The following is a 25,794-nucleotide window of genomic DNA, read 5'->3' as shown; positions in this document are numbered from 1 at the left end:
TGGCGCTGCGGCCATTCCCGGCGTGCGGACGCTTCGCGGCAGAAGCCTTTTTAGGGGTTATTACTCATGTTTGTTCCCTTCCTTATCATGTTCCGAGAGGGGCTGGAGGCTGCGCTGATCGTCAGCCTGATCGCCAGCTACCTGAAACGCACCCAGCGCGGTCAATGGCTCGGCGTGGTGTGGATAGGGGTGATTGTCGCCGCTGCCCTGTGCCTGGCGCTCGGCATCTTCATTAATGAAACCACTGGCGAATTCCCGCAGAAACAGCAGGAACTGTTCGAAGGCATCGTCGCGGTGATTGCGGTGCTGATCCTCACCTATATGGTGTTTTGGATGCGTAAGGTCTCCAAGTCGGTCAAGGTGCATCTGGAGGGCGCTATCGACAGCGCGCTCAATTCCGGCAAAGGACAGGGCTGGGCGCTGGTGGCGATGGTGTTCTTCGCCGTGGCCCGCGAAGGGCTGGAGTCGGTGTTTTTCCTGCTGGCGGCCTTCCAGCAGGACGTCGGTATTGAAGCGCCGATTGGCGCGGTGCTCGGCCTGGTCGCCGCCATCGTGCTCGGCATGGCTCTCTACTGGGGCGGCGTGAAGCTGCACCTGGCCAAATTTTTCAAATGGACCAGCCTGTTTATCCTGTTCGTTGCCGCCGGCCTGGCCGCCGGGGCGATCCGCGCTTTCCACGAAGCCGGGCTGTGGAACCATTTCCAGGATATCGCGTTTGATCTCAGCAACCATCTGTCCACCCATTCACTGTTTGGCACCCTGCTCGAAGGCATCTTCGGTTACCAGGAAGCGCCGACGGTGAGCGAAGTGGCGGTCTATTTCCTGTATCTGATCCCGGCGCTGATTTTCTTTTTCCTGCCGCAGCGTGCGGAACCGGCAGCGGTTTCGGCGCAACGTAAAATCAATCACTAATTTAATAGGGAATCTTGTATGTCTACTCCGTTATTCCGCCGCAAGGCGTTGCACGCAGCATTACTGGCTATCCCGGCGTTTGCGCTGAGCATCGATGCCCTGGCGGCGGACGTGCCGCAGGTGAAGATTACCGTTAACGACAAGCAGTGCGAGCCGATGCAACTGACCGTGCCGGCCGGCAAAACCCAGTTTGTGGTGCACAACACCAGCCAGAAAAACGTGGAATGGGAAATCCTGAAAGGGGTGATGGTGGTGGAAGAGCGCGAAAACATTGCACCGGGCTTCACCCAGAAGATGACCGCCAATCTGGAAGCGGGCGAGTACGATATGACCTGCGGGCTGCTCAGCAACCCGAAAGGCAAACTGACCGTTACGGCGGGTGCGGCTACCGATGGCAAACCTAGCGCGCTGGATCTGGTTGGGCCGATTGCCGAGTACAAGGTTTACGTCACTAAAGAAGTGGAAGGGCTGGTCAAGCAGACCAAGTTGTTCACCGACGCGGTCAAAGCCGGCGATGTCGCGCAAGCGCGCAAACTGTATGCGCCGACCCGCCAGCACTACGAGCGTATTGAGCCGATCGCCGAACTGTTCTCCGATCTGGACGGCAGCATTGACGCCCGCGAAGACGACTACGAGAAGAAAGCCGAAGATCCGAACTTCACCGGTTTCCACCGTCTGGAGAAAGCGCTGTTTGCCGACAACACCACCAAAGACATGAGCAAATACGCCGATCGCCTTTACAACGACACCGTTGAATTGCAAAAGCGCGTGAACGATCTGACTTTCCCGCCAAGCAAGGTGGTGGGGGGTGCGGCCGGCCTGATCGAGGAAGTGGCGGCGAGCAAAATCAGCGGTGAAGAAGACCGTTACAGCCGTACCGATCTGTGGGATTTCCAGGCCAACGTCGACGGTGCGCAAAAAATCGTTAACCTGCTGCGTCCGCTGCTGGTTAAAGCCAACAAACCCTTGCTTGACAAGATTGACGCCAACTTCAAAACCGTTGATGGCATTTTGGCAAAATACAAAACCAAAGACGGCTATGAGTCTTACGAGAAGCTGACCGACGCCGACCGTAACGCAATGAAAGGGCCGATCACTACCCTGGCGGAAGACCTGTCACAACTGCGTGGCGTATTGGGTCTGGATTGAGGCAAGCACTATGAGTAACAAGATCGGCCCGAACAACGGGCCGCATCCGCAATCAACAGGCGCGGCGTCACCGTCGCGCCGTCGTTTGCTGCAGGGTTTGGGGCTGGGTGTTCTGGCGCTGGGCAGCAGCCGTTTGACGCAGGCAACGGAGAAGGGCGCCGATGCGCCGGCGTCGCCGCAGGACGAGCGCTGGCAGAAACAGCCGTTCTATGGCATGCATCAGGGCGGGATCCTCACATCGCAGCAGGCGGCGATGATGCTGGTGGCCTTTGACGTGCTGGCAAGCAACAAGCAGGATCTGGAGCGTCTGTTCCGCTTGCTGACCAACCGCATTGCGTTTCTGACCAGCGGCGGCAAGGCGCCGGAGGTTGATCCCAAGCTGCCGCCGCTCGATTCGGGCATCATGGGGCCGGAGATTTATCCGGACAACCTGACCATCACCGTGTCGGTGGGGACTTCGCTGTTTGACGAACGTTTTGGCCTGCAGGCGCAGAAACCGCTGCGGCTGCAAAAGATGACGCGCTTTCCCAATGACTCGCTGGACGCCAGCCTGTGTCATGGCGATCTGGTGTTGCAAATTTGCGCCAACACCAATGAAACGGTTATCCACGCGCTGCGCGATATCATCAAGCATTCGCCGGACTTGCTCAGCGTGCGCTGGAAGCGGGAAGGCTTTATTTCCGCCCATGCCGCGCGCAGCAAAGGCAAAGAAACGCCGATCAACCTGCTGGGCTTTAAAGACGGCACCGCCAACCCGAAAACCGGCGACAAGCCGCTGATGGATCAGGTGGTGTGGGTGGCGGATAACGCCGGGGAACCTGCCTGGGCGGTAGGCGGCAGTTACCAGGCGCTGCGGATTATCCGTTTCCACGTCGAGTTCTGGGACCGTACGCCGTTGCAGGAACAACAAACCATCTTTGGCCGTGAAAAGCACAGTGGCGCACCGCTCGGCATGAAGCATGAGCACGACGAGCCGGACTACGCCAAAGATCCCGAGGGTAAAACCATCCCGATGGATGCGCACATCCGCCTGGCGAACCCACGCACTCCGCAGACCCAGAGCAATCTGTTATTGCGCCGTGGTTACAGCTATTCGATAGGCGTGTCCAATTCCGGCCAACTGGAAATGGGGCTGCTGTTCGTCTGTTATCAGGCCGATCTGGAGAAAGGCTTCCTGACGGTGCAAAAACGCCTGAACGGTGAGGCGCTGGAAGAGTACGTGAAGCCGATTGGCGGCGGGTACTTCTTTGCGCTACCGGGGGTGAAAGACGGCAATGATTATCTTGGCAGCGGTTTGCTGAAAGCCTAGTCAATATTCAATCTGGCGGGGTCATCCCGCCTTTTTTCATCGGCCCTCCGCACCGAACCGATCTTGATTTAAATATTCAGTGGCCTTGCGCAACTGGGACTCCGGGTTTTTAATTATGGCTAGTTGTTTTCATTTGTTTGTTAAAAGTATTAACATGCCAGCCATTTTGTTCCAGACGGTTCAGATTTCCCGATCCCTTTAACGGCATTCTCCTGATGAAAAACACCCGTAAAAACACGCTGGCGTCCGCCATCGTTATTCCTGCCTTATTGCCCCTGTCATTCTGCTATGCGCAGGACAAGGATGGCGAACAAACCATGGTGGTGACCGCCAAACGCAGCGGCCTTTCCGAACTGTCGACCCCCGCCGCTGTCAGCGTGGTGAACGGCGATCAAATCCGTGATGCCAAGCCTCAGATCAACCTGTCTGAAAGCCTGGGCAGCGTACCTGGCCTGCAAATTCAGAACCGCCAGAACTATGCGCAAGATTTGCAGCTATCGGTTCGGGGCTTTGGTTCTCGTTCTATGTATGGCGTGCGGGGCGTGCGGATTTATGTGGATGGCATTCCGGCCACCATGCCGGATGGGCAGGGGCAAACCTCCAATATTGACCTGAACTCGGTCGACAAGGTGGAAGTGCTGCGCGGGCCGTTTTCCGCGCTTTACGGCAATTCCTCCGGCGGTATGGTGAACGTGGAAACCGAAACCGGCCAACAGCCCAATCGCCTTGAGGCGAGCAGCTATTTTGGCAGCTACGGCACCTGGCGCTATGGGGTTAAAGCCAGCGGGGCAACCGGGGATGGCAGCCATGCCGGCGACGTTAACTACACCATTTCCGGCACCCGTTTTACCACTCAAGGGTTCCGCGACCACAGCGGCGCGCAAAAAAACCTCGGCAACGCCAAGCTGGGCGTGCGTATCGACGATGTCAGCACGCTAACGCTGCTGTTCAACAGCGTGGATATCAATGCCAACGACCCCGGCGGCCTGACGTCTGCCGAATGGCACGACAATCCACGCCAGGCACCGCGAGCCGATCAATACGATACGCGCAAAACCACCTCGCAGACCCAGGCCGGCTTGCACTATGAACGCCAGATGGGGGCTAATGATGACCTGAGTGTCATGATGTACGCCGGCGAGCGCGAAACCACCCAGTATCAGTCGATCCCGGTCGCGGTACAGCAGCGCAGCGCGCAGCACCCGGGCGGGGTGATTGACCTGACGCGTCATTATCAGGGGATTGATACGCGCTGGACCCACCGTGGCGAACTGGTGGCGGTGCCTTACACCCTGACCGGCGGTCTGGACTATGAAACCATGACCGAACAGCGTAAAGGGTATGAAAACTTTACCCAATCCAACGGCGTGACCGAGTTGGGCACCCAGGGCGCGCTGCGCCGCAACGAGCGCAACCTGATGTGGAATCTGGACCCTTATCTGCAAACTTCATGGAAGTTGACCCCGCAACTGACGCTGGATGCCGGGGCGCGTTACAGCACCGTCAATTTCGATTCCAACGATCACTATGTCACCGGCAGCAATGGCGATGACAGCGGCAGCGCCAGCTACCATCAGTGGTTGCCGGCCGGCTCCCTCAATTATGCCGTCAGCAGCGGCTGGAATCTGTACTTGTCCGCCGGCCGCGGTTTCGAGACCCCGACCATCAACGAGTTGTCCTATCGCCCCGGCGACCAAAGCGGGCTCAATTTCGGCCTGAAACCTTCAACCAGCGATACGGTGGAATTTGGCAGCAAAACGCGTATCGGCAACGGGTTGTTGACCGCCGCCGTTTTCCAGACCGACACCAAGAATGAAATCGTCGTCGATGAGAGCAGCAATGGCCGCACCAGCTACAAAAACGCCGGGCAGACCCGTCGGCGTGGGTTGGAGTTGGCGCTGGACCAGCAGTTTGCCTACGACTGGCGGCTGCAACTGGCCTGGACGCTGCTGGATGCGCGCTATCGCGATGACGTGTGCGGCGACAGCCAGTGCTCGGCGGATAATAAGGTGCCAAGCGGCAATCGCATGCCGGGCATTGCGCGCAATATGGGGTTCGCCTCCTTCGCCTGGGCCCCGCCTGAAGGCTGGTATGCCGGCGCTGAGGTGCGTTATATGAGCGACATTCAGGTGAATGATGAAAACACCGAACAGGCACCGTCCTATACCACTGTGGGGTTGAATACCGGCTACCGCTACCCGGTAGGGAACTGGATGCTTAACGTTTTCGGCCGCGTGGACAACCTGTTTGACCGCCAATACGTTGGCTCGGTCATCGTTAATGAAGGCAACGGCCGTTATTACGAACCGGCGCCGGGCAGGAACTGGGGTGGTGGCGTGAGCGTCTCTTACTCCTTCGAGTAAAGGCATTTTCGGCCCAGTGATGGGTGAGTAAACTGAGTCCTTCAGGGCGGGAGATTTCCCGCCTTTTTTATTAATGAAGTACAGCGCCAGGGGGAAGGCGTGCCGCTAACATTGCGGATAAAATCACGTTTTTGTTTGTGTAAAATTTAATCAGGAAACCAAAATGTCATCCGCCACTTTTAATCATAACTATTTGATCTGGCTGGGTGATAAAATTTCTCTGGAATGGCGTAAACAGCGTGATATAGTGTTCTGGCGTTATCTGAAAACAAAAAAGATTAAACTTTTTTACATTTTAGCAACGCGATAGGTTTGAATGTCATTATACTGTAATCATCTGGCGGTAGTTTTCACAAGGTGCACAGCGGAAGCTGTAAATAACACTGCGGGGATCGCTAATGGTAAAGTCCTTGGTTGGGCTGGAAAGAAAAAACAATACACCTTCTCTGATTTCTCGTTGTAACGAGGGTTCTCTCTCCGACTCTCTTTTCCTGGCAACTCCGCATTCCCGGCATGACAAATTCTTGTCACTTTTTACTCCACAATTAATTACGCAACCGCGTTCTTCCGTGAAAAAACGGTGCGCACCAACGCCCGCGTATTCACTTCGTCTATTGGCTTTTATTGGCTCTGAAGGAAGCCAAAACCTAATCCGTGTGTGAAACATAATCGCGCGGCCAGGCCGCTGCGGTAGGTGAAACAAACTGTAAGGTGCCACTATGAGACAAAAAGCAGTGATCAAAGCACGTCGTGAAGCGAAACGCGTTATTCGTCGTGACGCTCGTAGTCATCGCCAGCTGGAAGAAGAGTCCGTAACCTCGCTGGTACAAATGGGTGGAGTTGAGTCTATCGGCATGGCGCGAGACAAGCGCGATAGCTCTCCCATCGAGGCTAGAACCGAAGCTCAGGGTCATTACTTAATCGCCATAGATAAAAAGCAGTTGATATTTGCCACCGGCGAAGCCGGCTGCGGCAAAACATTCATCAGCGCCGCGAAGGCGGCAGAAGCCCTTATACATAAAGAAGTGGATCGGATTATTGTTACGCGTCCGGTTTTACAGGCGGATGAAGACCTCGGTTTCTTGCCCGGGGATATATCTGAGAAGTTCGCCCCTTATTTCCGCCCGGTGTATGACATTCTGGTGCGCCGCTTGGGATCGTCCTTTATGCAATACTGCCTGCGCCCGGAAATCGGCAAGGTAGAGATCGCGCCTTTCGCCTACATGCGCGGGCGTACCTTCGAAAATGCGGTCGTTATCCTGGATGAAGCCCAGAACGTCACCGCCAGCCAGATGAAGATGTTCCTGACCCGTTTGGGTGAGAACGTAACGGTAATCGTCAATGGTGACGTAACCCAGTGCGATTTACCGCGCGGCGTGAAGTCCGGCCTCAGCGATGCGATGGAGCGCTTCGAGGAGGATGAAATGATCGGTATCATCCGCTTTGATAAACAAGACTGCGTCCGCTCCGCCTTGTGCCAGCGCACGCTCAACGCCTACAGTTAACCTGCCTGCTACTACTACAAGGCCGCTTCGGCGGCCTTTTTCTTTATTCTGCCGCTAATCCCCGTCCGCCAATTCTGCATGTAAATTATTGTAGGTTTTTGTATGGATTTTAGTTGCATTAACGTTAATGATTAGTGGTGTTCCAAATGGCTGCCAGGCTTTATCTGGCAAACGGAAGTAGTTGCGTTGTGCGCCGCTTTGGCGCACAGGTGTTGGGCTTCTCACAGCGGTTCAGTCATGAAATATATTATTTTAATTTTATTTATTTTATGTGTGGTCTATATCCATTACCGCGGTCGGGTGCGTTATACCTTCTGGCGGCAACTTTCCGATCATTCCACCTTTACCGCGCCGCTAAACGTTTTTATGTATCTGTTCTCGCGCGCGCCGATAACGCCTTACCTGCAGCCGGAGCAGTTTCCCGAACTGGTGATATTGCGGGATAACTGGCAAACCATCCGCGATGAAGGGCAGCAGTTGATGGCGATCCAGCAAATTAAGGCTTCGGATCAATTCAACGATGCCGGTTTCAACTCGTTTTTCAAAACCGGCTGGAAGCGTTTCTATTTGAAATGGTATGAAGACAGCCATCCATCGGCGATGAGCCTGTGCCCACGGACCACCGCGCTGCTGCGCGGCCTGCCTTCGGTCAAGGCGGCGATGTTTGCCGAACTGCCGGACGGCAGCCGCCTGCCGCGCCACCGCGATCCGTACGCCGGTTCGCTGCGTTACCATTTGGGGTTGATTACGCCCAATGACGATCGCTGTTTTATTGAAGTCGACGGCGAACGTTACAGCTGGCGTGACGGTGAAGGGGTGATGTTTGATGAGACCTATCTGCATTACGCCGAAAACCAGAGCGGGCAAAACCGGTTGATTCTGTTTTGCGATATCGAGCGGCCGATGCGTTATCGCTGGGCGCAAAGCGTCAACCACTGGCTGGGGCGCAACCTGATGAGTGCGGCCACTGCGCCAAACGAAGAGGGCGATCGTACCGGCGGCGTTAACAAGCTGTTCAAGTATATTTATGCGGTGCGCAAAGTGGGGAAACGGTTAAAGGCGTGGAACCGTACCGGTTATTACATCATTAAATGGATTCTGTTTGGCGGGATCGCGGCGGGCATTTTCTTCGCGGTATAAATCCGGGCGGTGCAAGGCGGTATAAGAAGAGGGGCGCAGAGTGCGCCCCTCGGTCATTCAGGAAAAGATGGTCATCATGTAGGCGGCAAACAGCGCCAGGTGCGCGGTACCGTTCAGCACGTTGGTGCGGCCGGTGGAGAACGACAGTTGGCACAGCAGCAAGACTGTCAACATCACCACGATATGCGGTGTTTGCAGGCCGAAGATCAGCGTCTGGCCGGTGAGGGTGGCGATGATGGTTACCGCCGGCACCGTCAGGGAGATGGTCGCCAATACCGAACCGAAGAACAGGTTCATGGCACGCTGCACCTGATTGTTCAACACCGCCCGCAGGGCACCCAGACCTTCCGGCGACAGGATCAGCAGCGCCACCAGGAAACCGGTAAACTGCGCCGGGGCATTCACTTTGGTCAGCAAACCTTCCAGCGGGTTGGCGTTGAATTTGGTCACCGCGATCACTGCAATCAGGTGCACGACCAGCCAGGCCGCATGCCAGGCGCTGCTGTGTGAGGAAGGCTTGCCGTGGTGAGGGTCACCGTCGTCATCTTCATGCTCGTATACGAACAGGCTCTGGTGGGTTTTGGTCTGGATCACCAGGAACACGCCATACATCGCTGCGGAAATCACCGCGACCAACAGTGCCTGACCGGTGCTGAAGTTGCCGCCCGGCAATGCGCTCGGGAACACCAGAACGATTATCGCCAGCGGGAAAATGGCCATCAGATACTGTTTGATACCGCCAAGGTTGACGTACTGGGTGGCGAATTTGCGCCCACCGAGCAGCAACGCGACACCTACCAAGCCGGCAGTGACGATCATGATGATGGAATAAAGCGTATCGCGCATCAGCGCCGGGGCCGCGTCGCCGGTCGCCATCAGCGCTGAAATCAGGCTCACCTCGAGAATAACGACCGACAGGCTGAGGATCAGCGAGCCGTAGGGTTCCCCCAAACGATGAGCCAGCACGTCCGCATGCCGCACCACGCTAAAGGCGCTGCTGAGAATACCTATCAGGGCGATGATGTTAATGCCGACGATCAAGGGAAAGTTGCTGGTGTTGCCCCACAGATTCAGAACTACCAGGGCGGCGATCGGGAAAATCAGCGAGTACTCGGTGTGGCGGGATTTGGATCGGCCAGGATCGTGTTGCGACTTCATTTTGATGGTACTCCTTCTCAAACAGCGTGGACCCGTCATCGCTGACTGCCGCAGCACGGCAACTCGCGTATCCAGAATGTCTACCCGGCGCCTTTCAAGCTGCCGCATTGTTGGCCGCAGTTTGAAATCCATTGGGTATATTTATATTTAATAATAATAGGATACACCCTGTGTCTTGTGTCGGGTAATGATGTGATGTTGTTTTACTTGAAAAAGCAATTGCTTGCTTTGTGTGACAAGGTTAACAAAAAAACCGCAACGGATGCGGTTTTATTTACTTACTTTTACGTAGTGGGTTTGATTTTTTGCATCAATGGCGCGTAAATTGCAATTATTCTCGCATTACATGGTTAATAAAGGAGAAAATTCCCATTAGTCGTCAATGTTATCCATGATTTCATGCCGTTTATTATGATAACCCTCTTCATTTAACCCCTCACGCCAGTAAGGTACGGCATAAAGCTGATTACGGTCACATTGACGATCGCGGCGCAGGTAGCGGCGCAGCTCGACCACCAGGCGATCTTCACCCGCCAGCCAGAACTGGGTTGCGGCCTGCGGCAGGGGCAATGCGCAAAATTGGGTTATCAGCTCCGGCGTTTTCTCGGTGCCGCCGACAATCCAATTCAGCTCGACGCCGGCGGGTTTTTTCAGGCTGATAACATCGGCGGCAGTATCCACGCGGATAAAAGCATGGCCTTCACTGCTCGCCGGTAGTTGTTCCAGCAACGCGGCCAGCGCGGGTAAAGATGAAGGGTCTCCGGCCAGGCAGTAGAAATCGGCCGGTGGCAGCATCGGTTTGGGGCCGCCAGGGTTGCTGATGCCAATTTTATCGCCTGCTTTAGCCTGGCGCGCAAAGTTTACCGCCGGGCCGCTATGATCGTGAATGGCGAATTCGATGTCGATCTCGGCCAGTTCCGGGCGCACGGCGCGCACCGAATAGGTGCGGATAATCGGGCGTACCGCATCCGCTGCCCAAACCGGGCCGTTAGCGGTCAACGTTGGGAGGTCCGGTTGCCGTTGGCCTGCGAGCGGCAGGAAAACCTTGATGTGCGCGGCAGCGGCTTGTGCCGGGTAATGGCGCAGGTCTGGCGCGCTAAAGGTGATGCGACGCAGGTGCGGCGTAATGTCACGGACAGCGGCGACTTCAATCAGGTAAGGCGCGCGTGAGCGGGGGGCATCGGTATTCACGGTGATCTCCTTATGTTCGTTTGGCGCCGAGTATATCATGTCATTTGATAATGAGAATCGTTTGCTGATTGAGGTGGCCGTCGGTATTGACTAGGCTTATAAGCTCCTATGTCGTTACGGGAGAAAAGTTATGCCCTATAAAAGTAAGAGCGCCTTACCCGACAATGTGAAAAATGTGCTGCCGGATCATGCACAAGAGATCTATAAGGAAGCGTTTAACAGCGCCTGGGATCAATATCGTGATCCGGATGACCGTCGCGGCGATGGCAGCCGCGAAGAAACGGCGCACAAAATCGCCTGGGCGGCGGTGAAGCAGACCTATCGCAAAGGCGACGACGATCGTTGGCACAAAAAGTAACCTTAAATCCCGGCATAAGGTGCCGGGAAAATCACAATATCTGCATAGCTAAGCATGCAATTAATATTATTGCTCACGCGTACAAATACTTTTTCACTTTATCTACGTTTTGAAACTTGATTGCGGATTGAGAAAAGAATAAGGTCATTATTATCGTGGAGTGACTATTGAATTAATAAAATTCCGCATCCAATAAATAAAAATTCCAGAGTTCGCAGTGGCGAGGGAGTATGAGTAGCCTATTCCCAGGAGGTTGTTAAGGTGTTAACGCGAGATTTTCTGCAAAAGGCAGATTGCAAAACAGCATTCGGCACAATTGAGGAGTCGCTGTTACTGACATCAGAGCAGCGTGCGGCCTCGCTGAATTGCACTTTATCCCGTCGCCCGGATAACAGCCCGGTGTGGGTCTTCGGTTATGGCTCGCTGATGTGGAACCCGGTATTCGAATCCGAAGAGGTTCGTCCGGCTACGTTGCAGGGGTGGCACCGTGCGTTTTGCCTGCGGTTGACCGCCGGGCGCGGCACCTTGCATCAGCCAGGGCGCATGCTGGCGCTGAAAGAGGGCGGCCATACTACCGGGCTGGCGTTCCGCCTGCCGGAAGAGAAGCTACGCGAAGAGCTGGAACTGCTGTGGAAACGCGAAATGGTGACCGGCTGTTATCTGCCGACCTGGTGCGATCTCCAGCTTGCCGATGGTGAAGTGGTCACCGCGTTGGTATTCGTGATGAACCCGCAGCATCCCTTGTTTGAAGAGGACACCAGCCATCAGGTGATAGCGCCTTTGATCGCCAGTGCCAGCGGGCCGTTGGGCACCAACGCCCAATACCTGTTTGCACTGGATAACGAGCTGAAAAATCACGGCATGAAAGATGACTGCATCGGCGATTTGGTCAACTACGTGCAGCAGTGGCTGCAACAGAACACATCCGGCCCTATTGGCGGCGAAGCGACCGCCTGACCTCTCGGCCGAAACATCCTTTCCAAATGGGCTCTGCATGCAGGGCCCGTTTTTATATATATCCAATACCTATATTTAATAACTTTATTTCGCAGGAATATTTAATCCACAATTATTTAATGGTTTTGTATCTTGTTAATTTTAAAGGTGTTCATTATTTTATCTCGAAGAAACAGTTAATTCACGGCCGTGAAAAATCTACTTAGCATGAAAATGCATAAGTAAAGGTTATTTCTTATTTGTTCCCTCCCGCCAGACTCAGTATCACTGTCGTTAACAATATTGCTCGACAGGGGGAAGGGATGAACTTTCAACAACTAAAAATTATTCGTGAATCGGCGCGTTGCAACTACAACCTGACCGAGGTCGCCAACACGTTATTTACCTCGCAATCTGGGGTTAGCCGTCATATTCGTGAGCTGGAAGAAGAGCTGGGTATTGAGATATTTATCCGCCGCGGGAAGCGTTTATTGGGCATGACCGAACCGGGTAAAGAGTTGCTGGTAGTGGCGGAACGCATCCTGAATGACGCCAATAATATCCGCCGCCTGGCCGACGTATTCAGCAGCAACGACTCCGGCCAACTGCATATCGCCACCACCCACACTCAGGCACGTTACAGTCTGCCGGGGGTGATTAAAGAGTTCCGCGCGTTATATCCGCGGGTGAGAGTGGTGCTGAACCAGGGCAGCCCGGAGGAAATTGTCGGCATGCTGGCCTCCGGCGAAGCCGATATCGGTATTGCCAGCGAGCGGCTGATGAGCGATGAGTCCCTGGCGGCGTTTCCTTATTACCGCTGGCATCACACCATTTTGGTGCCGGAGGGGCATGAGTTGACGCGTCAGCCACAGGTCACGCTGGAGATGCTCAGCACGCTGCCGCTGATCACCTATCGGCAGGGCATCACCGGCCGTTCGAAGCTGGACGCCGCGTTCAAAGCGGCGGGGCTGACGCCGGACATTGCATTGAGCGCGCAGGATTCCGACGTGATTAAAACCTATGTCGAGTTGGGGCTGGGGGTTGGCGTATTGGCGGATATGTCGTACGAGAAAGAGCGTGACCACGGGCTGGTCAGCCTCAATGCCGAACACCTGTTCGAACCCAATACCGTGTGGCTGGGGTTGAAACGCAGCCAGTTACAACGTAACTATGCCTGGCGATTTATCCAGCTGTGTAACCCGACTCTGTCACTGACCGAAATCAAGGACAAGGTATTCTCCTCACAGTTGGATGCGGTGATCGATTACCAGATTTGATCCGGCGAGGAACATAAAAAGCCGGGCAGTTTGCCCGGCGACAGAGAAACCTAAAGCTGTTTTTTCAATAGCTTTCTAACCAGACGGCGTTTGCTTTTTTGCACCGGGCCAATGGCTTCCAACAAGGGAATTTCTTCAGGGCGGAGTGGATTAGCCAGTTGCCAGCGTATATGTTGCCGCATAATTTCGATCGCGATTTCTTTTTCTTCTTGAATTGATAGCGTTGGGTCGTTGAGGTCCTTCATGTCGCTCTCCTTTTTTGAACATTATTTGAGCACACCTTATCACGCAAGAACTTAACCTTGCATTTTTTTAAGGTGCCGTATGTTTTTTCTCAACGCGATGAAATCCGTTTTGCAATTCATGGTGCCGGGTATCACGATGAATGATGCCTGACGGGTATAAAACGAGAGCAACCGATCATTGAGTGCGTTACTGATCAGTATGTTGGGAAGCGTTTCAGATATCAGCCCCTGTGCACGCAGATTCACGCCATAAAAATAGAGGGCATGCAGGCAGTGTTGCAGCATCTTGCCGCTTAGCGGATGTTTAACCTCTCGTCCTGCAAAACTCTCCAATGCGACAAGCTCGATGACATTGCCCAATCTGTGGTAGTAACACAAGCAAAAGCCGGCACGCGTCAATGGCGCGGCAATCCATCTGAAAACAAAAGCAAAGTTTCCTGGTTCCAACTGTGCATTGTCATAAAATTTCAATAATGATCGCCAGTTCAGCGTGTGGCCGTTTTTTCTGCCTTTTTGCCAGCGACGATCTTGTTCGGTCAATAGGTTGATGAAAAGACCTGATTCGACCAGTACGATATTCATATCTTCAAGCGTCTGTTGCACCGCCTGATGATGCAAGTTTTGCTCGCCATCCGTTGGCGTATTATTTCCCATTTGATCATCCCTGGCCTTGACTAACCGCACGCTAATCGCAGGCAAGGGGCAACGCAACGCGTTGTTTTTTCAGATGCGCATCATCACGCAAGAGACGTCATTAGCGACAAAATTTGCGCACGCCATTGCGGGCAAGGTCGCAGAACTTAGCCTGCTTAATAATCAAAAGCTCATCTATAGATATAAAAAGAATATCTATAGTTATTTAAGTACCTTCGCCTGCCGAATGCACTCACATACACTCGCGAAATTACTATAAATTCCATCCGCTTGGAGAGTTTCTGATGAAAGCGTTCGTTCCTTCTTTGCTCTTTTTGGCCGTAGCGGCCAGTTTCAACACGCAGGCGGCGACCCCGGCGAATACGTTGGTGATTGCCCAGTCAATTGATGACGTTGTCAGCTTTGACCCTGCCCAGGGCTTTGAATTAACCACGGTACAATCGTTCAACAGCCTGTATCAGCGCCTGATCCAGTCGGACCCGCAGAACCCGATCGACCTCAAACCTACGCTGGCCGGCGAATGGCAGGCGGGCAGCGATAACCGCAGCCTGACCTTCAGCCTGCGGCCGGACGCCAAATTCTCCAGCGGCAACCCGCTGCGCCCGGAGGACGTGATCTTCTCGCTATCAAGGGTGGTGAAGCTGAACCTGGAGCCGTCGTTTATCCTCACCCAACTGGGTTGGAATGCCAAAAACGTCGACCAGCACTTGATCAAGGTTGACGACCATAAGGTGAAAATAAGCTGGAGCGAAAACGTCAGCCCGGCGTTCGTGCTCAGCCTACTGTCGGCGCCGGTGTCCTCGATTGTCGATGCCAAAGAAGCGCTGGCGCACCAGCAGGGCGATGATTTGGGGCATCAGTGGCTGAACAGCCATTCCGCCGGCAGCGGCCCGTATAAAATCCGCACCTATGTACCGCATGAAGTGGTGGTGCTGGATGCCAACCCTACCTCGCCGGAAGGCGCACCAACGCTGAAAACCGTCTTGATCAAGAACGTGCCGGATCCGGCTGCACGCCGTTTGCTGTTGGAGCAGGGCGACGCCGATATTGCACGTAACCTGGGCGCAGACCAGATGGCGGCGCTGAAAGACAAGCCGGGCGTAAAACCGCTGGCGATCCCGTATGCCTCACTCTACTTCCTGCAGTTCAACGCCAAGGCGTCGCCGGCGCTGGGCAATCCGGCGTTCTGGGAAGCGGCGCGTTGGCTGTTCGACTATAACGGCATCGCCAACGATCTGCTGAAAGGGCAGTTCCAGAACCACCAGGCCTTCCTGCCGGAAGGGTATCTGGGTGCGCTGAAGGAGCGGCCGTACAGTTTCAATCCGCAAAAAGCCAAAGAAATCCTGGCGAAGGCCGGCCTGAAAAACGTCAGCTTCAAGCTGGACGTCAACAACCAGCCGCCGTACCTGGATATCGCCCAGGCGTTGCAGGCCAGCTTCGCCCAGGGGGGCGTGAAGGTGGATCTGGTGCCGGGGCTAAGCGCGCAGGTATCCACCAAGGTCAAAACCCTGAACTATGACGCGGTCCTGACCTCGTGGGGGCCGGATTATTTTGACCCGAACACCAACGCCGCCGCCTTCGCCTATAATCCGGAAGACGGCAGCAAAACCCTGGCCTGGCGCGCCAACTGGCAAATTCCTGCTCTGAGTAAACTGACGCTGGCGGCCACGGCGGAGAATGACACCGCCAAACGGGTGGCGGATTACCAACAGTTGCAGAAGTCCGTTCAGCAAAGCTCGCCGTTTGTTATCGGTCTGCAAGCGCGCAGCCTGATCGCCGTGCGCGACAATCTGAAAGGCTACGTGCAGGGCATCAATCCTGACATGGTGTTCTACAGCAAGGTCAGCAAGTAATGGCAACCCGTTCTTCCTCTGCCGGGTTCGCCCGGCACAGCTGGCGCTGGGGCCGCAGGCTGTTGACCGGCGTGCTGTCCCTGGCGCTGACGCTGCTCGGCCTGTTGCTGTTCACCTTTATGCTCTCGCATCTGGCGCCGATCGACCCCACGTTGCAAATTGCCGGCGATCACGCCAGCGAAGCCACTTACGCCCAGGTGCGCCACGATTTGGGGCTGGATCAGCCGCTGCCGGTGCAGTTCTGGCGCTATCTGGTGCATCTGGCGCACGGCGATATGGGGATATCCCGCATCACCTCGCAGCCGGTGCTGAGCGATCTGCTGCGTACTTTCCCGGCGACGGTAGAGTTGGCCACCTGCGCCATTATCCTCGGCGCCCTCGGCGGCATTACGCTGGCGTTTCTGGCGGTGCTCAAACCGGGCAGCTGGCTGGATAACGCGGCGCGCCTGCTGTCGCTGATAGGCTACTCGGTACCGATCTTCTGGCTCAGCTTGCTGGGCCTGCTGCTGTTTTATGCCACGCTGCATTGGTCTGCAGGGCCGGGGCGGCTGGATGACATCTACCTTTACAGCATGGAGCCGCGCAGCGGATTTGTGCTGATCGATAGCTGGCTGTCCGGCGACCGCGAGATGTTTTACAACGCCATCAGCCACCTGTGGCTGCCGGTGGTGGCGCTGGCGCTGCTGTCGATGGCGGGCATCACCCGCCTGCTGCGCGCGGCGATGCTGGAAGAGTGCAACAAAGAGTACGTCACTCTGGCGCGATCCAAAGGCGCCAGCCGCGTGCGTATTCTGTTGCGCCACGTGTTTCCCAATGTGCTCGGTACGCTGATCACCGTTTTGTCGCTGTCCTACGCCAGCCTGCTCGAAGGCGCGGTACTGACCGAAACGGTGTTCGCCTGGCCGGGCGTCGGGCGTTATCTGACCACCGCGCTGTTTGCCGCCGATACGCCGGCCATTCTTGGCGCTACGCTGCTGATCGGCACCTGTTTCGTGGTGCTTAACGCACTGGCCGACGCGCTGACTTATTTAGTGGACCCGCGAACCCGATGAGCCAATACCTTTCCGAACATGAGCCCCAGGGCGCACCGGCTACCGGCTACCGCTCACGCCGTCGGCTGACGACGTTGACGATTGGCGCGACGCTGGTGGCGATCCTGATCCTTACCGCGCTGTTGGCCCCGTGGCTGGCACCCTTCGATCCCAACCTGCAACACATTGAGTTGCGCCTGCTGCCGCCTTCTTCCGGCCATTGGCTGGGCACCGACGGTTTTGGCCGCGACTTGCTGTCGCGGGTGATTTACGGCGCCCGCCCGACGCTGATTCTGGTGTCTCTGATCCTGCTGCTGACCATTCCTATTGGCCTGCTGGTGGGTATCAGCGCCGGTTACCTCGGCGGTTGGGCGGAGCGTATTTTGATGCGCGTGACCGACATTTTTCTGTCGCTGCCCAGCCTGGTGATTGCGTTGGCGTTTGTCGCGGTGCTTGGCCCAGGGTTGATGAACGGCGCGCTGGCGCTGGCGTTGACCAGTTGGCCCGCTTTCGCCCGTCAGGCGCGGGCGGAAACCCTGGCGTTGCGTCGCAGCGACTATCTGGCGGCGGCGCGCATGCAGGGCATCGGCGGTCTGCGGCTGATGGCCGGCCATATTTTGCCGCTGTGCCTGCCGAGCGCGGTAGTCCGCGCCGCGTTGAGCCTGGGCGGGATTATCCTGTCCGCCGCCGGCTTGGGTTTTCTCGGCATGGGCGTTGCGCCGCCGACCGCCGAATGGGGGTCAATGGTGGCCGAGGGCAGTAAAGTGATTTTCGATCAGTGGTGGGTTGCCGCCGTGCCGGGCGGGGCGATCCTGTTCGCCAGCCTGGCTTTTAACCTGCTGGGCGATGGCCTGCGCGATAAAATGGATCCTCGTCATGGGCATTGATAACCGCTTATTAATCGCCGACCGGCTGTCGGTGCTGTTGCCGGCGCCGCAGCCGGTTGCGCTGGTAAAAGAGATTTCTTTCAGCATGGGGCAGGAGCGGCTGGCGCTGGTCGGTGAATCCGGCTCCGGCAAATCCTTGACCGCCCGTGCGTTGATGGGGCTGTTGCCCCCGCCGTTGCAAGTGCGGGCGCAGCGCCTGACGTTGGGCGGGGACGAACTTACGCGGCTGAACGAGCGCCAGTGGAACCGGCTGCGTGGCACAAAAGTGGCGATGGTGATGCAGGATCCCAAGCATGCGCTGAACCCTACCCAGCCGATTGGCAAGCAGGTGGAGGAGCCGCTGTTGCTGCACACTAGCCTGGGCCGGGCCGAACGGCGGGAAAAGGTGCTGGACATGCTGGCGGCGGTAGGCTTGCCCGATCCGGCGGCGTTGCGTCAGCGCTACCCGCATCAGCTTTCCGGCGGCATGGGCCAGCGGGTGATGCTGGCGATTGCGCTGATTAACGATCCGCAACTGCTGATTGCCGATGAACCGACTTCCGCGCTGGATCACCAGATGCGCGATCAGGTATTGCAACTGATCGAAAATCTGGTGGAGCAGCGCAATATGGGGCTGATTCTGATTAGCCACGATTTGCAGCAGGTGGCGCACTACTGCGAACGGGTACTGGTGATGTACAAGGGCGAACTGCTGGATCAACTGCCCGCCGACCGGTTGGCCTCGGCCACGCATCCTTATACCCGCACGCTATGGTCGTGCCGGCCGAGCCGGGAAACCCACGGCAAACCCTTGCCGGTATTGGATCGCGCGCTGCTGGAGGCGCTGAAATGAGCCTGATTACTTTGGAAAACCTCAGCGTCAGCCACCGTCAGGGCTATGAATTGCGCAGGGTGGTGCATGACGTCAATCTGCATATCGAACAGGGCGAATGCTTCGGGCTGGTCGGCCCCTCAGGTTGCGGTAAATCCTCGCTGCTGTGGGTGCTGGCCGGGTTGAACGAGAACTGGAGCGGCGGTTTCCGGCTGCTGGGCCAGGATCTGAAGCCCGGCCGGCCGTTCACCGGCACGCTGCGGCGTGAGGTGCAGATGGTGTTTCAGGACCCTTATGCGTCGTTGCATCCCAGGCACCGGCTGTTGCGCACGTTGGCGGAGCCGTTGAAGTTGCTGAAAGAGCGCGATATCGAACAGAAAATCAGCGCCGGTTTTCGGCAGGTGGGGCTGGACCCGCGCTTGCTGGATCGCTATCCGCACCAGCTTTCCGGCGGCCAGCGCCAGCGGGTGGCGATAGTGCGGGCGCTGCTGCTAAAACCGAAATTGCTGCTGCTGGACGAGCCGACGTCGGCTCTGGACATGTCGGTACAGGCGGAAATCCTTAACCTGCTCAACGATTTGAAGCAAGCGGGCGATCTGACCATGATCCTGGTCAGCCACGACGCCGACGTAATCGACCACATGTGCGATCGCTCGGTGGCGATGGCGCACGGCCGGTTGGTAAGCTGAAGCCATACCCGCCGCTCTGCCGGTGGGTATATTCATCTGTGTAATAAATAAAGCAATTTATAGTCGTTCTTCTTATAAATTCGCCGCCCTACACTCGAAAAATAACGCATCCGCGTGATTCTGGAGAGTGCATCAATGAAACGCTTAATCCCAACGTTAGTGTTCAGCGCCCTGGCAGCCAGCCTGGGCGCGCAGGCCGCCACTCCGCAAGACACGCTGGTCGTGGTCAGCTCGCTGGAGGGGATTATCAGCCTGGATCCGGCCGAGAGTTTTGAAACCGTCAGCTCAGCCAACCTGGTCAATCTGTATCAGCGGCTGCTGGCACCCGATCGTGAAACGCCGGAAAAGCTGGCACCGGAACTGGCCAGCGGCTGGCAGGCGGGCGCGGACGGTCACAGCCTGATTTTTACCCTGCATGGCAATCAGCGCTTTGCCTCCGGCAATCCGGTACGGCCGGAAGACGTGATCTTCTCGTTGGTGCGCGCAGTGAAACTGAACAAGGCGCCGTCGTTTATTCTCGGCGAATTCGGCTGGACACCGGACAATGTCGAAAGCCAGTTGAAAAAACTCAGCGACAGCCAGTTGCAACTGAGCTGGCCGGCGAATATCGGCAGCGAACTGGCGTTGCGGTTGCTGACCGCACCGGTGGCGTCGGTCGTCGATGAGAAACTGTTGAGCGAACACAGCCAGGCGGGGGATTTCGGCAATGCCTGGCTGCGTTCTAACTCCGCCGGTGCCGGCCCTTACCGGGTCAGCAACTATGTGCCGCACGAGGCGCTGTTGTTCAGCCGTAACGATTACGCCCAGCCAAAAGCGCAGTTGAAAACGGTGCTGCTGAAGAACGTCAGCGACGCCGGCACGCGCCGCCTGCTGCTGCTGAAGGGCGACGCCGATGTGGCCTATGATTTGGGGGCCGATCAGTTCAACTCGTTGCGCAATGAAAAGGGCGTACGTATTGAGCAGCATGATTCGGCAAAGGTGTATTACCTTGGCTTCAATACCGGCAACCAACAGCAACCGGCGTTGGCTAATCCGGCGCTGTGGCAGGCGGCGCGCTGGCTGGTGGATTATCAATCCATCGCGAAAAATCTGCTGAAAGGGCAATACCGCGTTCATCAGGCTTTTCTGCCGGTCGGGCTGGACGGCGCCGTCTCGGACCAGCCGTTCAAACTTGACGTGGCAAAGGCCAGGCAGATCCTGCATGACGCCGGTATCGCTGAGGGCACGCGCATCGATTTGATCGTCATTAACCAACCACCTTATACCGATATCGCCCAGGCGCTGCAGGCCAGCTTCGCCAAGGCCGGTTTGCAGTTGGATATCCGCCCGGTGGTGGAGAGCGATCTGTGGGGCAAGATGCGTGGCCGCGATTTCCAGGCGATCTTCACCTATTGGGGCGCCGACTATCTGGACCCGAACACCAACGCCAGCGCCTTTGCTTACAACGTGCCAAACGGCCCGAAAACTCTGGCCTGGCGCACCCAGTGGACGATACCGGCGCTGAGTGCGGAAACCCGCGCGGCGGCGGCAGAAGGCGATGGGGTAAAACGCGCCGCGCGTTACGCAGCCTTGCAGCATGAAGTTCAGGCCAGCTCGCCGTACGTCGTCGCGCTGCAAGGGCAAACGCTGGTGGCGCTGCGCGACAACATTAAAGGCGCCACGCTGAACATCGCCAACAGCATGCTTTATCTGGATCGAGTGAGTAAGTAACGCTACGGCACGGCTTTTGCAGGATCTGCCTATTTACCGTAACGGGGATCCTGTCATGAGCCGTAATAGCGCTTTCCCGCCCAGCGCCGGCGATTTTCTGCTGGCGTCCAAACGCTGCGAAATCACCGTGTTGCAACAGCTGCTGCAGATGGGCCAGTTGGTTGGCCGGGTCAGCCAATTGATCCACGTACTCCAGCGCGAGCGCGGCACCGTCAATATTTATCTGTGTTCGCAGGGCGCGTTGTTCGGCGAACGGTTGGCAGGCAGAACGCAGGACGTGGAGCAGGCCGAACTGGCGGTGCAGCGGCAACTGGCGCAGTTGGACGCCGCCACGGCACCGCTGGCCAGCGCCAGCCGGCTGTTCAGCCGCATCGCCTGTGCGTTGCACAACCTCACCGCCTTGCCCGCGCTGCGTCGGCAGGTGCGGCAACAGCAGGTCTCTCAGCCTGCCGCCATGGATACCTTCAATAACATCATTCACAGCCTGCTGGCGCTGGTGTTCGAGGCGGCGGATGCCTGCGTCGAACCCGCCATGACGCGCGCGTTGATCGCCATGTTCAGCTTTATGCAGGGCAAGGAGCTGGCCGGGCAAGAGCGGGCAATCGGCGCTGCCGGTTTTGCCGCCATGCAGTTCAGCGAAGCCTCCCATCAACAGTTACTGATGCTGATCGAAGGGCAAGAGCGCTGTTTTCATACCTTCAGCGAGTTTGCCGATGAACAGTCGCTGGCCCAGTGGCGGCGTATACAGCAGCAGGATGACCGCGAGTTTGAACGCCTGCGTCGCATCGCCTGCACCCAATTGCAGTTGAGCGATCGCGCCGACACCAGCCTGCGCTGGTTCGAAATCACCAGTGCGCGCATCGATCTGATGAAACAGATTGAGGATCGGCTGGAAGAAGCGCTGATGGCCAGTTGCCGCCATAGCCTGGCCGAGGCCCGGCGCTCGCTGGAGGTAGATTACGTCGGTTACGTGCCGCAGCAGGCGAGAGAAAGCTACGCGGTGTTCGTGGCCACTCCGTTGGGGGAGGCGTCGCCGCTGATGGGGGACGGCATCAACCCGCGCCTGGGTCGTTCCATGATGGAGTTGATTCAGCAGCAGTCGCAGCGGTTGCAGGTGCTGTCAGAAGAGTTGGCGACGGCGCGCGCGACGCTGCATGAGCGCAAGCAAATCGAACGCGCCAAAGGGCTGTTGATCCGGCATCGCGGGTTGACCGAGGAGGAAGCCCATCGGCTGCTGCTCAAGATGGCCATGAACCAAAACAAGCGGCTGATTGAGATTGCCAATGCCATGCTGGCGGTGGCCGATATTTTACCGGCTACCGGGGATACTCCTTAAGGAGTATATGCACACAGTCAGTGCAGTTAATGCCTTGCCGTTGTGCAAACGATGCCCTGTGTACTCCCCATCGGCTGTAGGGAGCTAATATATTCACCCCGAATTATGCGGGCGCGGAGTGCAGCGTGCCTGTCTGGCAGGAGCTGGCTGGGGTTATCGACAGATTTGGCACGCAAGCTGCATTAACTGAAAGGTACTCCGGCCAATGGCGGTCGGATTGCCAACAAGAATATGGATAAAGGCGTCCTTTCAGCATGTTCACCCCAATGGTGGAATGTGCTGATGGGACGCCTTTTTTATTTTTATCGCCTGATTGAAGGACTTGCTGATGACGCACACCAAACACCCTGGGCTTGAGTTGACGCGCCGCCGCTTTTTGGCCGGCAGCGCGGCGCTGGGCGGCAGCATGTTGCTGCCTGGCCTGATGAATACGGCCTGGGCGGCAGGCTCTGACGCACCGGAGAAAAAAGAGATCCGCGTGGGCTTTATTCCGCTGACCGACTGCGCCTCGGTGGTGATGGCGGCGGTGAAAAAGTTTGACGAAAAATACGGCATCAAAATCATTCCCAGCAAAGAAGCCAGTTGGGCGGCGGTACGCGACAAGCTGCTGTCCGGCGAGCTGGATGCGGCGCACGTGCTGTACGGCATGGTTTATGGCCTGCAATTGGGCGTAGCCGGACCGCAGCACGACATGGCGGTGCTGATGACGCTCAACAACAACGGTCAGGCGATCACGCTATCCAACCAGTTAAAGGAGGCTGGCGTCACCGATGCGGCCGCGCTGAAAAAACACGTCGACGCCAGCGCCAAGGGCACTTACACCTTCGCCCAAACCTTCCCGACCGGTACCCACGCCATGTGGCTCTATTACTGGCTGGCGAACGCCGGCATTCATCCGTTTGACGACGTGCGCAATGTGGTGGTGCCGCCGCCGCAGATGGTGATGAACATGAAGATCGGCAACATGAGCGGTTTCTGCGTCGGGGAGCCGTGGAACCAGCGCGCCATCGCCGAAAACATCGGTTTTACCGCCGTCACCACCCAGGAAATCTGGCCCGATCATCCGGAAAAAGTGCTGGGTACCACGGGGAACTGGGTGGCGGCCAACCCGAACGGCGCCCGCGCGCTGACCGCCGCCGTGCTGGACGCCGCACGCTGGATAGACAGCTCCGACGCCAACCGCGAGGAGACCGCCCAGGTAGTGGCAGGGCGCGCCTACATCAATACCAAACCGGAAGTGATCACCGGCCGCATGCTGGGCCAATACCAAAACGGTCTGGGCAAATCCTGGCAGGACGCCCATGCGATGCGCTTTTTCCATGATGGCGAGGTGAGCTACCCGTATCTGTCGGACGGCATGTGGTTCCTGACCCAGCATCGTCGCTGGGGCCTGTTGAACGCCGAGCCGGACTACCTGGCCGTCGCGCAAAAAATCAACCGTACCGAGATCTACAAACAGGCGGCAAGCGCGGTGGGCGGGGTGAATCTTCCTGGCAGCGACATGCGCGCCAGCACGCTGTTTGACGGTAAACGTTGGGACGGCAGCAATCCGGCGGAATACGCCAACAGTTTCTCTTTAAAGCGCTGAGGTAACCGATGAAAAATCTCGCTGAACGTATTGATATTCCAACGCCGACCAGTGCGGAAATCGTGCCGCTGAAAATCCCGGCCACCGCGAAGCCGCAGCCCAAACCGCGCTGGAACTTGCCTTTGCAGAGCGTTTTTCGCCGTGCGGTGCCTGCGGCATTGGGGCTGGTGTTGACCCTGGTTATCTGGCAGATCGCCGCGCTCAACAGCAAGGGCTTTCCTACCCCCCTGGCGACCTGGCAAGCGGCGCTGACGCTGTTTGCCGATCCGTTTTATTCCGCCGGGCCGAACGATCAGGGTATCGGCTGGAACGTGCTGGCCTCGTTGCAGCGCGTAGCCACAGGTTTTGGGCTGGCGGCGTTGGTCGGTATTCCGGCCGGGTTCCTGCTGGGGCGCTTTGCCTTTCTGGCGAACATGCTTAACCCGATCATTTCGCTGCTGCGCCCGGTCAGCCCGCTGGCCTGGCTGCCGATTGGCCTGCTGCTGTTCCAGCGCGCGGAGCCGGCATCAACCTGGACCATTTTCATCTGCTCCATCTGGCCGATGATCCTCAACACCGCAGAAGGCGTCACGCGCATTCCGCAAGACTACCTCAACGTGGCGCGGGTACTGAAGCTGTCTGAGTGGACGGTGATGCGCAAAATCCTGTTCCCGGCGGTGCTGCCATATGTACTGACCGGCGTGCGCCTGTCCATCGGCATCGCCTGGTTGGTGATCGTGGCGGCGGAAATGCTGACCGGCGGCGTCGGGATCGGTTTTTGGATTTGGAATGAATGGAACAACCTCAACGTCGAAAACATCATCATCGCCATCATCGTGATCGGCGTAGTGGGGCTGCTGCTCGAGCAGGGGCTGATGTTACTGGCAAAACGTTTTAGCTATCAGAACCGTTAAGGAGCTCACCATGAAACCTATTATTCAGGTCCAGAACGTCAGCCAGCGCTTTGCCACCCCAAAGGGAGAGTTTATCGCGCTGGATCGGGTGAGTTTCGATATCCAGGCGGGGGAAACCGTCAGCCTGATCGGCCATTCCGGCTGCGGCAAGTCGACGCTGCTGAATTTGATCGCCGGGCTGACTGAGCCCAGCGACGGCGTGCTGCTGTGCGATAACCAGCAAATCACCGGGCCGGGGCCAGATCGCGGCGTGGTGTTCCAGAACCATTCGCTGCTGCCTTGGCTGACCACCTACGAAAACGTGGCGCTGGCGGTGCATCAGGTATTCCGGCGTGAAATGACGCGCGGCGAAATGCGCGAGTGGATCGAACACAACCTGGAATTGGTGCATATGAGCCACGCGCTGCACAAGCGGCCGCATGAAATCTCCGGCGGCATGAAGCAGCGCGTCGGCATCGCCCGTGCGCTGGCGATGAAGCCCAAAGTGCTGTTGATGGATGAACCCTTTGGCGCGCTGGACGCGTTGACCCGTGCCCATCTGCAGGATGCGGTGATGGAAATCCAGCAACGGCTGAACACCACCATCGTACTGATTACCCATGACGTCGATGAAGCGGTGCTGCTGTCCGATCGGGTAATGATGATGACCAACGGCCCGGCGGCCACCGTCGGTGAAATTCTTGAGGTGAAGCTGCCGCGTCCGCGTTCACGGGTGGCGCTGGCCGATGACCCGAATTATCACCATTACCGTCGTCAGGTGCTGAAGTTCCTCTACGAGAAGCACGCGAAAGCGGCATGA

The 25,794-nt window shown here is 57.1% G+C and carries 23 protein-coding genes; 19 read left to right on the top strand and 4 right to left on the bottom strand.

Annotated features, from left to right (window positions below):
* Positions 1–66 precede the first annotated feature (66 nt).
* The 6 genes from efeU (at position 67) to lpxO (ending at position 8,378) form a co-directional block, all read left to right on the top strand.
* Complete coding sequence (gene efeU, locus D4100_RS09600; protein WP_006321371.1) at positions 67–912, top strand: iron uptake transporter permease EfeU; 846 nt, start codon at positions 67–69, stop codon at positions 910–912.
* Between the two features lie 18 nt (positions 913–930).
* On the top strand, positions 931–2,061 hold the full coding sequence (efeO, locus tag D4100_RS09595) for an iron uptake system protein EfeO (protein ID WP_006321369.1): 1,131 nt from the start codon (positions 931–933) through the stop codon (positions 2,059–2,061).
* A 10-nt stretch (positions 2,062–2,071) separates the two neighbouring features.
* On the top strand, positions 2,072–3,370 hold the full coding sequence (gene efeB, locus D4100_RS09590; protein ID WP_119804194.1) for an iron uptake transporter deferrochelatase/peroxidase subunit: 1,299 nt from the start codon (positions 2,072–2,074) through the stop codon (positions 3,368–3,370).
* Positions 3,371–3,585: 215 nt separating this feature from the next.
* On the top strand, positions 3,586–5,733 hold the full coding sequence (pqqU, locus tag D4100_RS09585) for a TonB-dependent receptor PqqU (RefSeq protein WP_119804193.1): 2,148 nt from the start codon (positions 3,586–3,588) through the stop codon (positions 5,731–5,733).
* 719 nt (positions 5,734–6,452) lie between these two features.
* Positions 6,453–7,238, top strand: a complete 786-nt coding sequence (gene phoH / locus D4100_RS09580) for a phosphate starvation-inducible protein PhoH (protein ID WP_004945903.1) — start codon at positions 6,453–6,455, stop codon at positions 7,236–7,238.
* Between the two features lie 237 nt (positions 7,239–7,475).
* A complete protein-coding gene (gene lpxO / locus D4100_RS09575; RefSeq protein WP_006321360.1) occupies positions 7,476–8,378 on the top strand; it encodes a lipid A hydroxylase LpxO in 903 nt (300 codons plus the stop codon).
* A gap of 57 nt (positions 8,379–8,435) precedes the next feature.
* On the opposite strand, the gene chaA is transcribed toward lpxO, so the two are convergent.
* Both chaA and D4100_RS09565 read right to left on the bottom strand, forming a co-directional pair.
* Positions 8,436–9,536 (bottom strand): sodium-potassium/proton antiporter ChaA, encoded by a 1,101-nt coding sequence (gene chaA / locus D4100_RS09570; RefSeq protein ID WP_006321358.1) that lies wholly within the window; start codon positions 9,534–9,536, stop codon positions 8,436–8,438.
* A 372-nt stretch (positions 9,537–9,908) separates the two neighbouring features.
* Complete coding sequence (locus tag D4100_RS09565) at positions 9,909–10,727, bottom strand: siderophore-interacting protein (RefSeq protein ID WP_006321356.1); 819 nt, start codon at positions 10,725–10,727, stop codon at positions 9,909–9,911.
* A gap of 130 nt (positions 10,728–10,857) precedes the next feature.
* Between D4100_RS09565 and chaB the strand changes: the two genes are divergently transcribed.
* The 3 genes from chaB (at position 10,858) to cbl (ending at position 13,298) form a co-directional block, all read left to right on the top strand.
* Entirely contained in the window at positions 10,858–11,085 is a 228-nt protein-coding gene (gene chaB / locus D4100_RS09560) for a putative cation transport regulator ChaB (RefSeq protein ID WP_006321354.1), read from the top strand.
* A gap of 261 nt (positions 11,086–11,346) precedes the next feature.
* Positions 11,347–12,042, top strand: coding sequence for a gamma-glutamylcyclotransferase (locus tag D4100_RS09555; protein ID WP_006321352.1), 696 nt, complete (start codon positions 11,347–11,349; stop codon positions 12,040–12,042).
* Positions 12,043–12,344: 302 nt separating this feature from the next.
* Entirely contained in the window at positions 12,345–13,298 is a 954-nt protein-coding gene (cbl, locus tag D4100_RS09550; RefSeq protein WP_006321346.1) for an HTH-type transcriptional regulator Cbl, read from the top strand.
* 50 nt (positions 13,299–13,348) lie between these two features.
* On the opposite strand, the gene D4100_RS09545 is transcribed toward cbl, so the two are convergent.
* Positions 13,349–13,543: a hypothetical protein gene (locus tag D4100_RS09545; protein ID WP_006321345.1), complete on the bottom strand. Its 195-nt coding sequence runs from the start codon at positions 13,541–13,543 to the stop codon at positions 13,349–13,351.
* Between the two features lie 51 nt (positions 13,544–13,594).
* Positions 13,595–14,197 (bottom strand): hypothetical protein, encoded by a 603-nt coding sequence (locus D4100_RS09540; RefSeq protein WP_119804192.1) that lies wholly within the window; start codon positions 14,195–14,197, stop codon positions 13,595–13,597.
* Between the two features lie 284 nt (positions 14,198–14,481).
* Between D4100_RS09540 and D4100_RS09530 the strand changes: the two genes are divergently transcribed.
* The 10 genes from D4100_RS09530 (at position 14,482) to D4100_RS09485 (ending at position 25,794) form a co-directional block, all read left to right on the top strand.
* A complete protein-coding gene (locus tag D4100_RS09530; protein WP_006321343.1) occupies positions 14,482–16,050 on the top strand; it encodes an ABC transporter substrate-binding protein in 1,569 nt (522 codons plus the stop codon).
* Entirely contained in the window at positions 16,050–17,102 is a 1,053-nt protein-coding gene (locus tag D4100_RS09525; protein ID WP_006321340.1) for an ABC transporter permease, read from the top strand. Before D4100_RS09530 ends, D4100_RS09525 begins: the two co-directional genes overlap by 1 nt.
* Positions 17,099–17,968 (top strand): ABC transporter permease, encoded by an 870-nt coding sequence (locus tag D4100_RS09520; protein WP_006321338.1) that lies wholly within the window; start codon positions 17,099–17,101, stop codon positions 17,966–17,968. The genes D4100_RS09525 and D4100_RS09520 overlap by 4 nt, the downstream gene beginning before the upstream one ends.
* Positions 17,958–18,800 carry an ABC transporter ATP-binding protein gene (locus D4100_RS09515; protein WP_006321337.1) on the top strand — a complete coding sequence of 281 codons (843 nt, stop codon included), beginning with the start codon at positions 17,958–17,960 and terminating at the stop codon, positions 18,798–18,800. The genes D4100_RS09520 and D4100_RS09515 overlap by 11 nt, the downstream gene beginning before the upstream one ends.
* Entirely contained in the window at positions 18,797–19,468 is a 672-nt protein-coding gene (locus tag D4100_RS09510) for an ABC transporter ATP-binding protein (RefSeq protein WP_006321336.1), read from the top strand. Before D4100_RS09515 ends, D4100_RS09510 begins: the two co-directional genes overlap by 4 nt.
* 135 nt (positions 19,469–19,603) lie before the next feature.
* Positions 19,604–21,178: an ABC transporter substrate-binding protein gene (locus tag D4100_RS09505; protein WP_119804190.1), complete on the top strand. Its 1,575-nt coding sequence runs from the start codon at positions 19,604–19,606 to the stop codon at positions 21,176–21,178.
* A 55-nt stretch (positions 21,179–21,233) separates the two neighbouring features.
* The gene (locus tag D4100_RS09500; protein WP_119804189.1) at positions 21,234–22,514 is read left to right on the top strand and encodes a nitrate regulatory protein; all 1,281 of its coding nucleotides are present in this window, start codon (positions 21,234–21,236) and stop codon (positions 22,512–22,514) included.
* Between the two features lie 328 nt (positions 22,515–22,842).
* Positions 22,843–24,102 carry a CmpA/NrtA family ABC transporter substrate-binding protein gene (locus tag D4100_RS09495; protein WP_006321491.1) on the top strand — a complete coding sequence of 420 codons (1,260 nt, stop codon included), beginning with the start codon at positions 22,843–22,845 and terminating at the stop codon, positions 24,100–24,102.
* Between the two features lie 8 nt (positions 24,103–24,110).
* Positions 24,111–24,995 carry a nitrate ABC transporter permease gene (ntrB, locus tag D4100_RS09490; protein ID WP_006321492.1) on the top strand — a complete coding sequence of 295 codons (885 nt, stop codon included), beginning with the start codon at positions 24,111–24,113 and terminating at the stop codon, positions 24,993–24,995.
* Between the two features lie 10 nt (positions 24,996–25,005).
* Complete coding sequence (locus D4100_RS09485) at positions 25,006–25,794, top strand: ABC transporter ATP-binding protein (protein WP_119804188.1); 789 nt, start codon at positions 25,006–25,008, stop codon at positions 25,792–25,794.

It is taken from the genome of Serratia inhibens, assembly GCF_003591175.1.
Lineage (GTDB): Bacteria > Pseudomonadota > Gammaproteobacteria > Enterobacterales > Enterobacteriaceae > Serratia > Serratia inhibens.
Note: the sequence above shows the minus strand (reverse complement) of the source record. Positions and strands in the feature narration are given on the sequence as shown.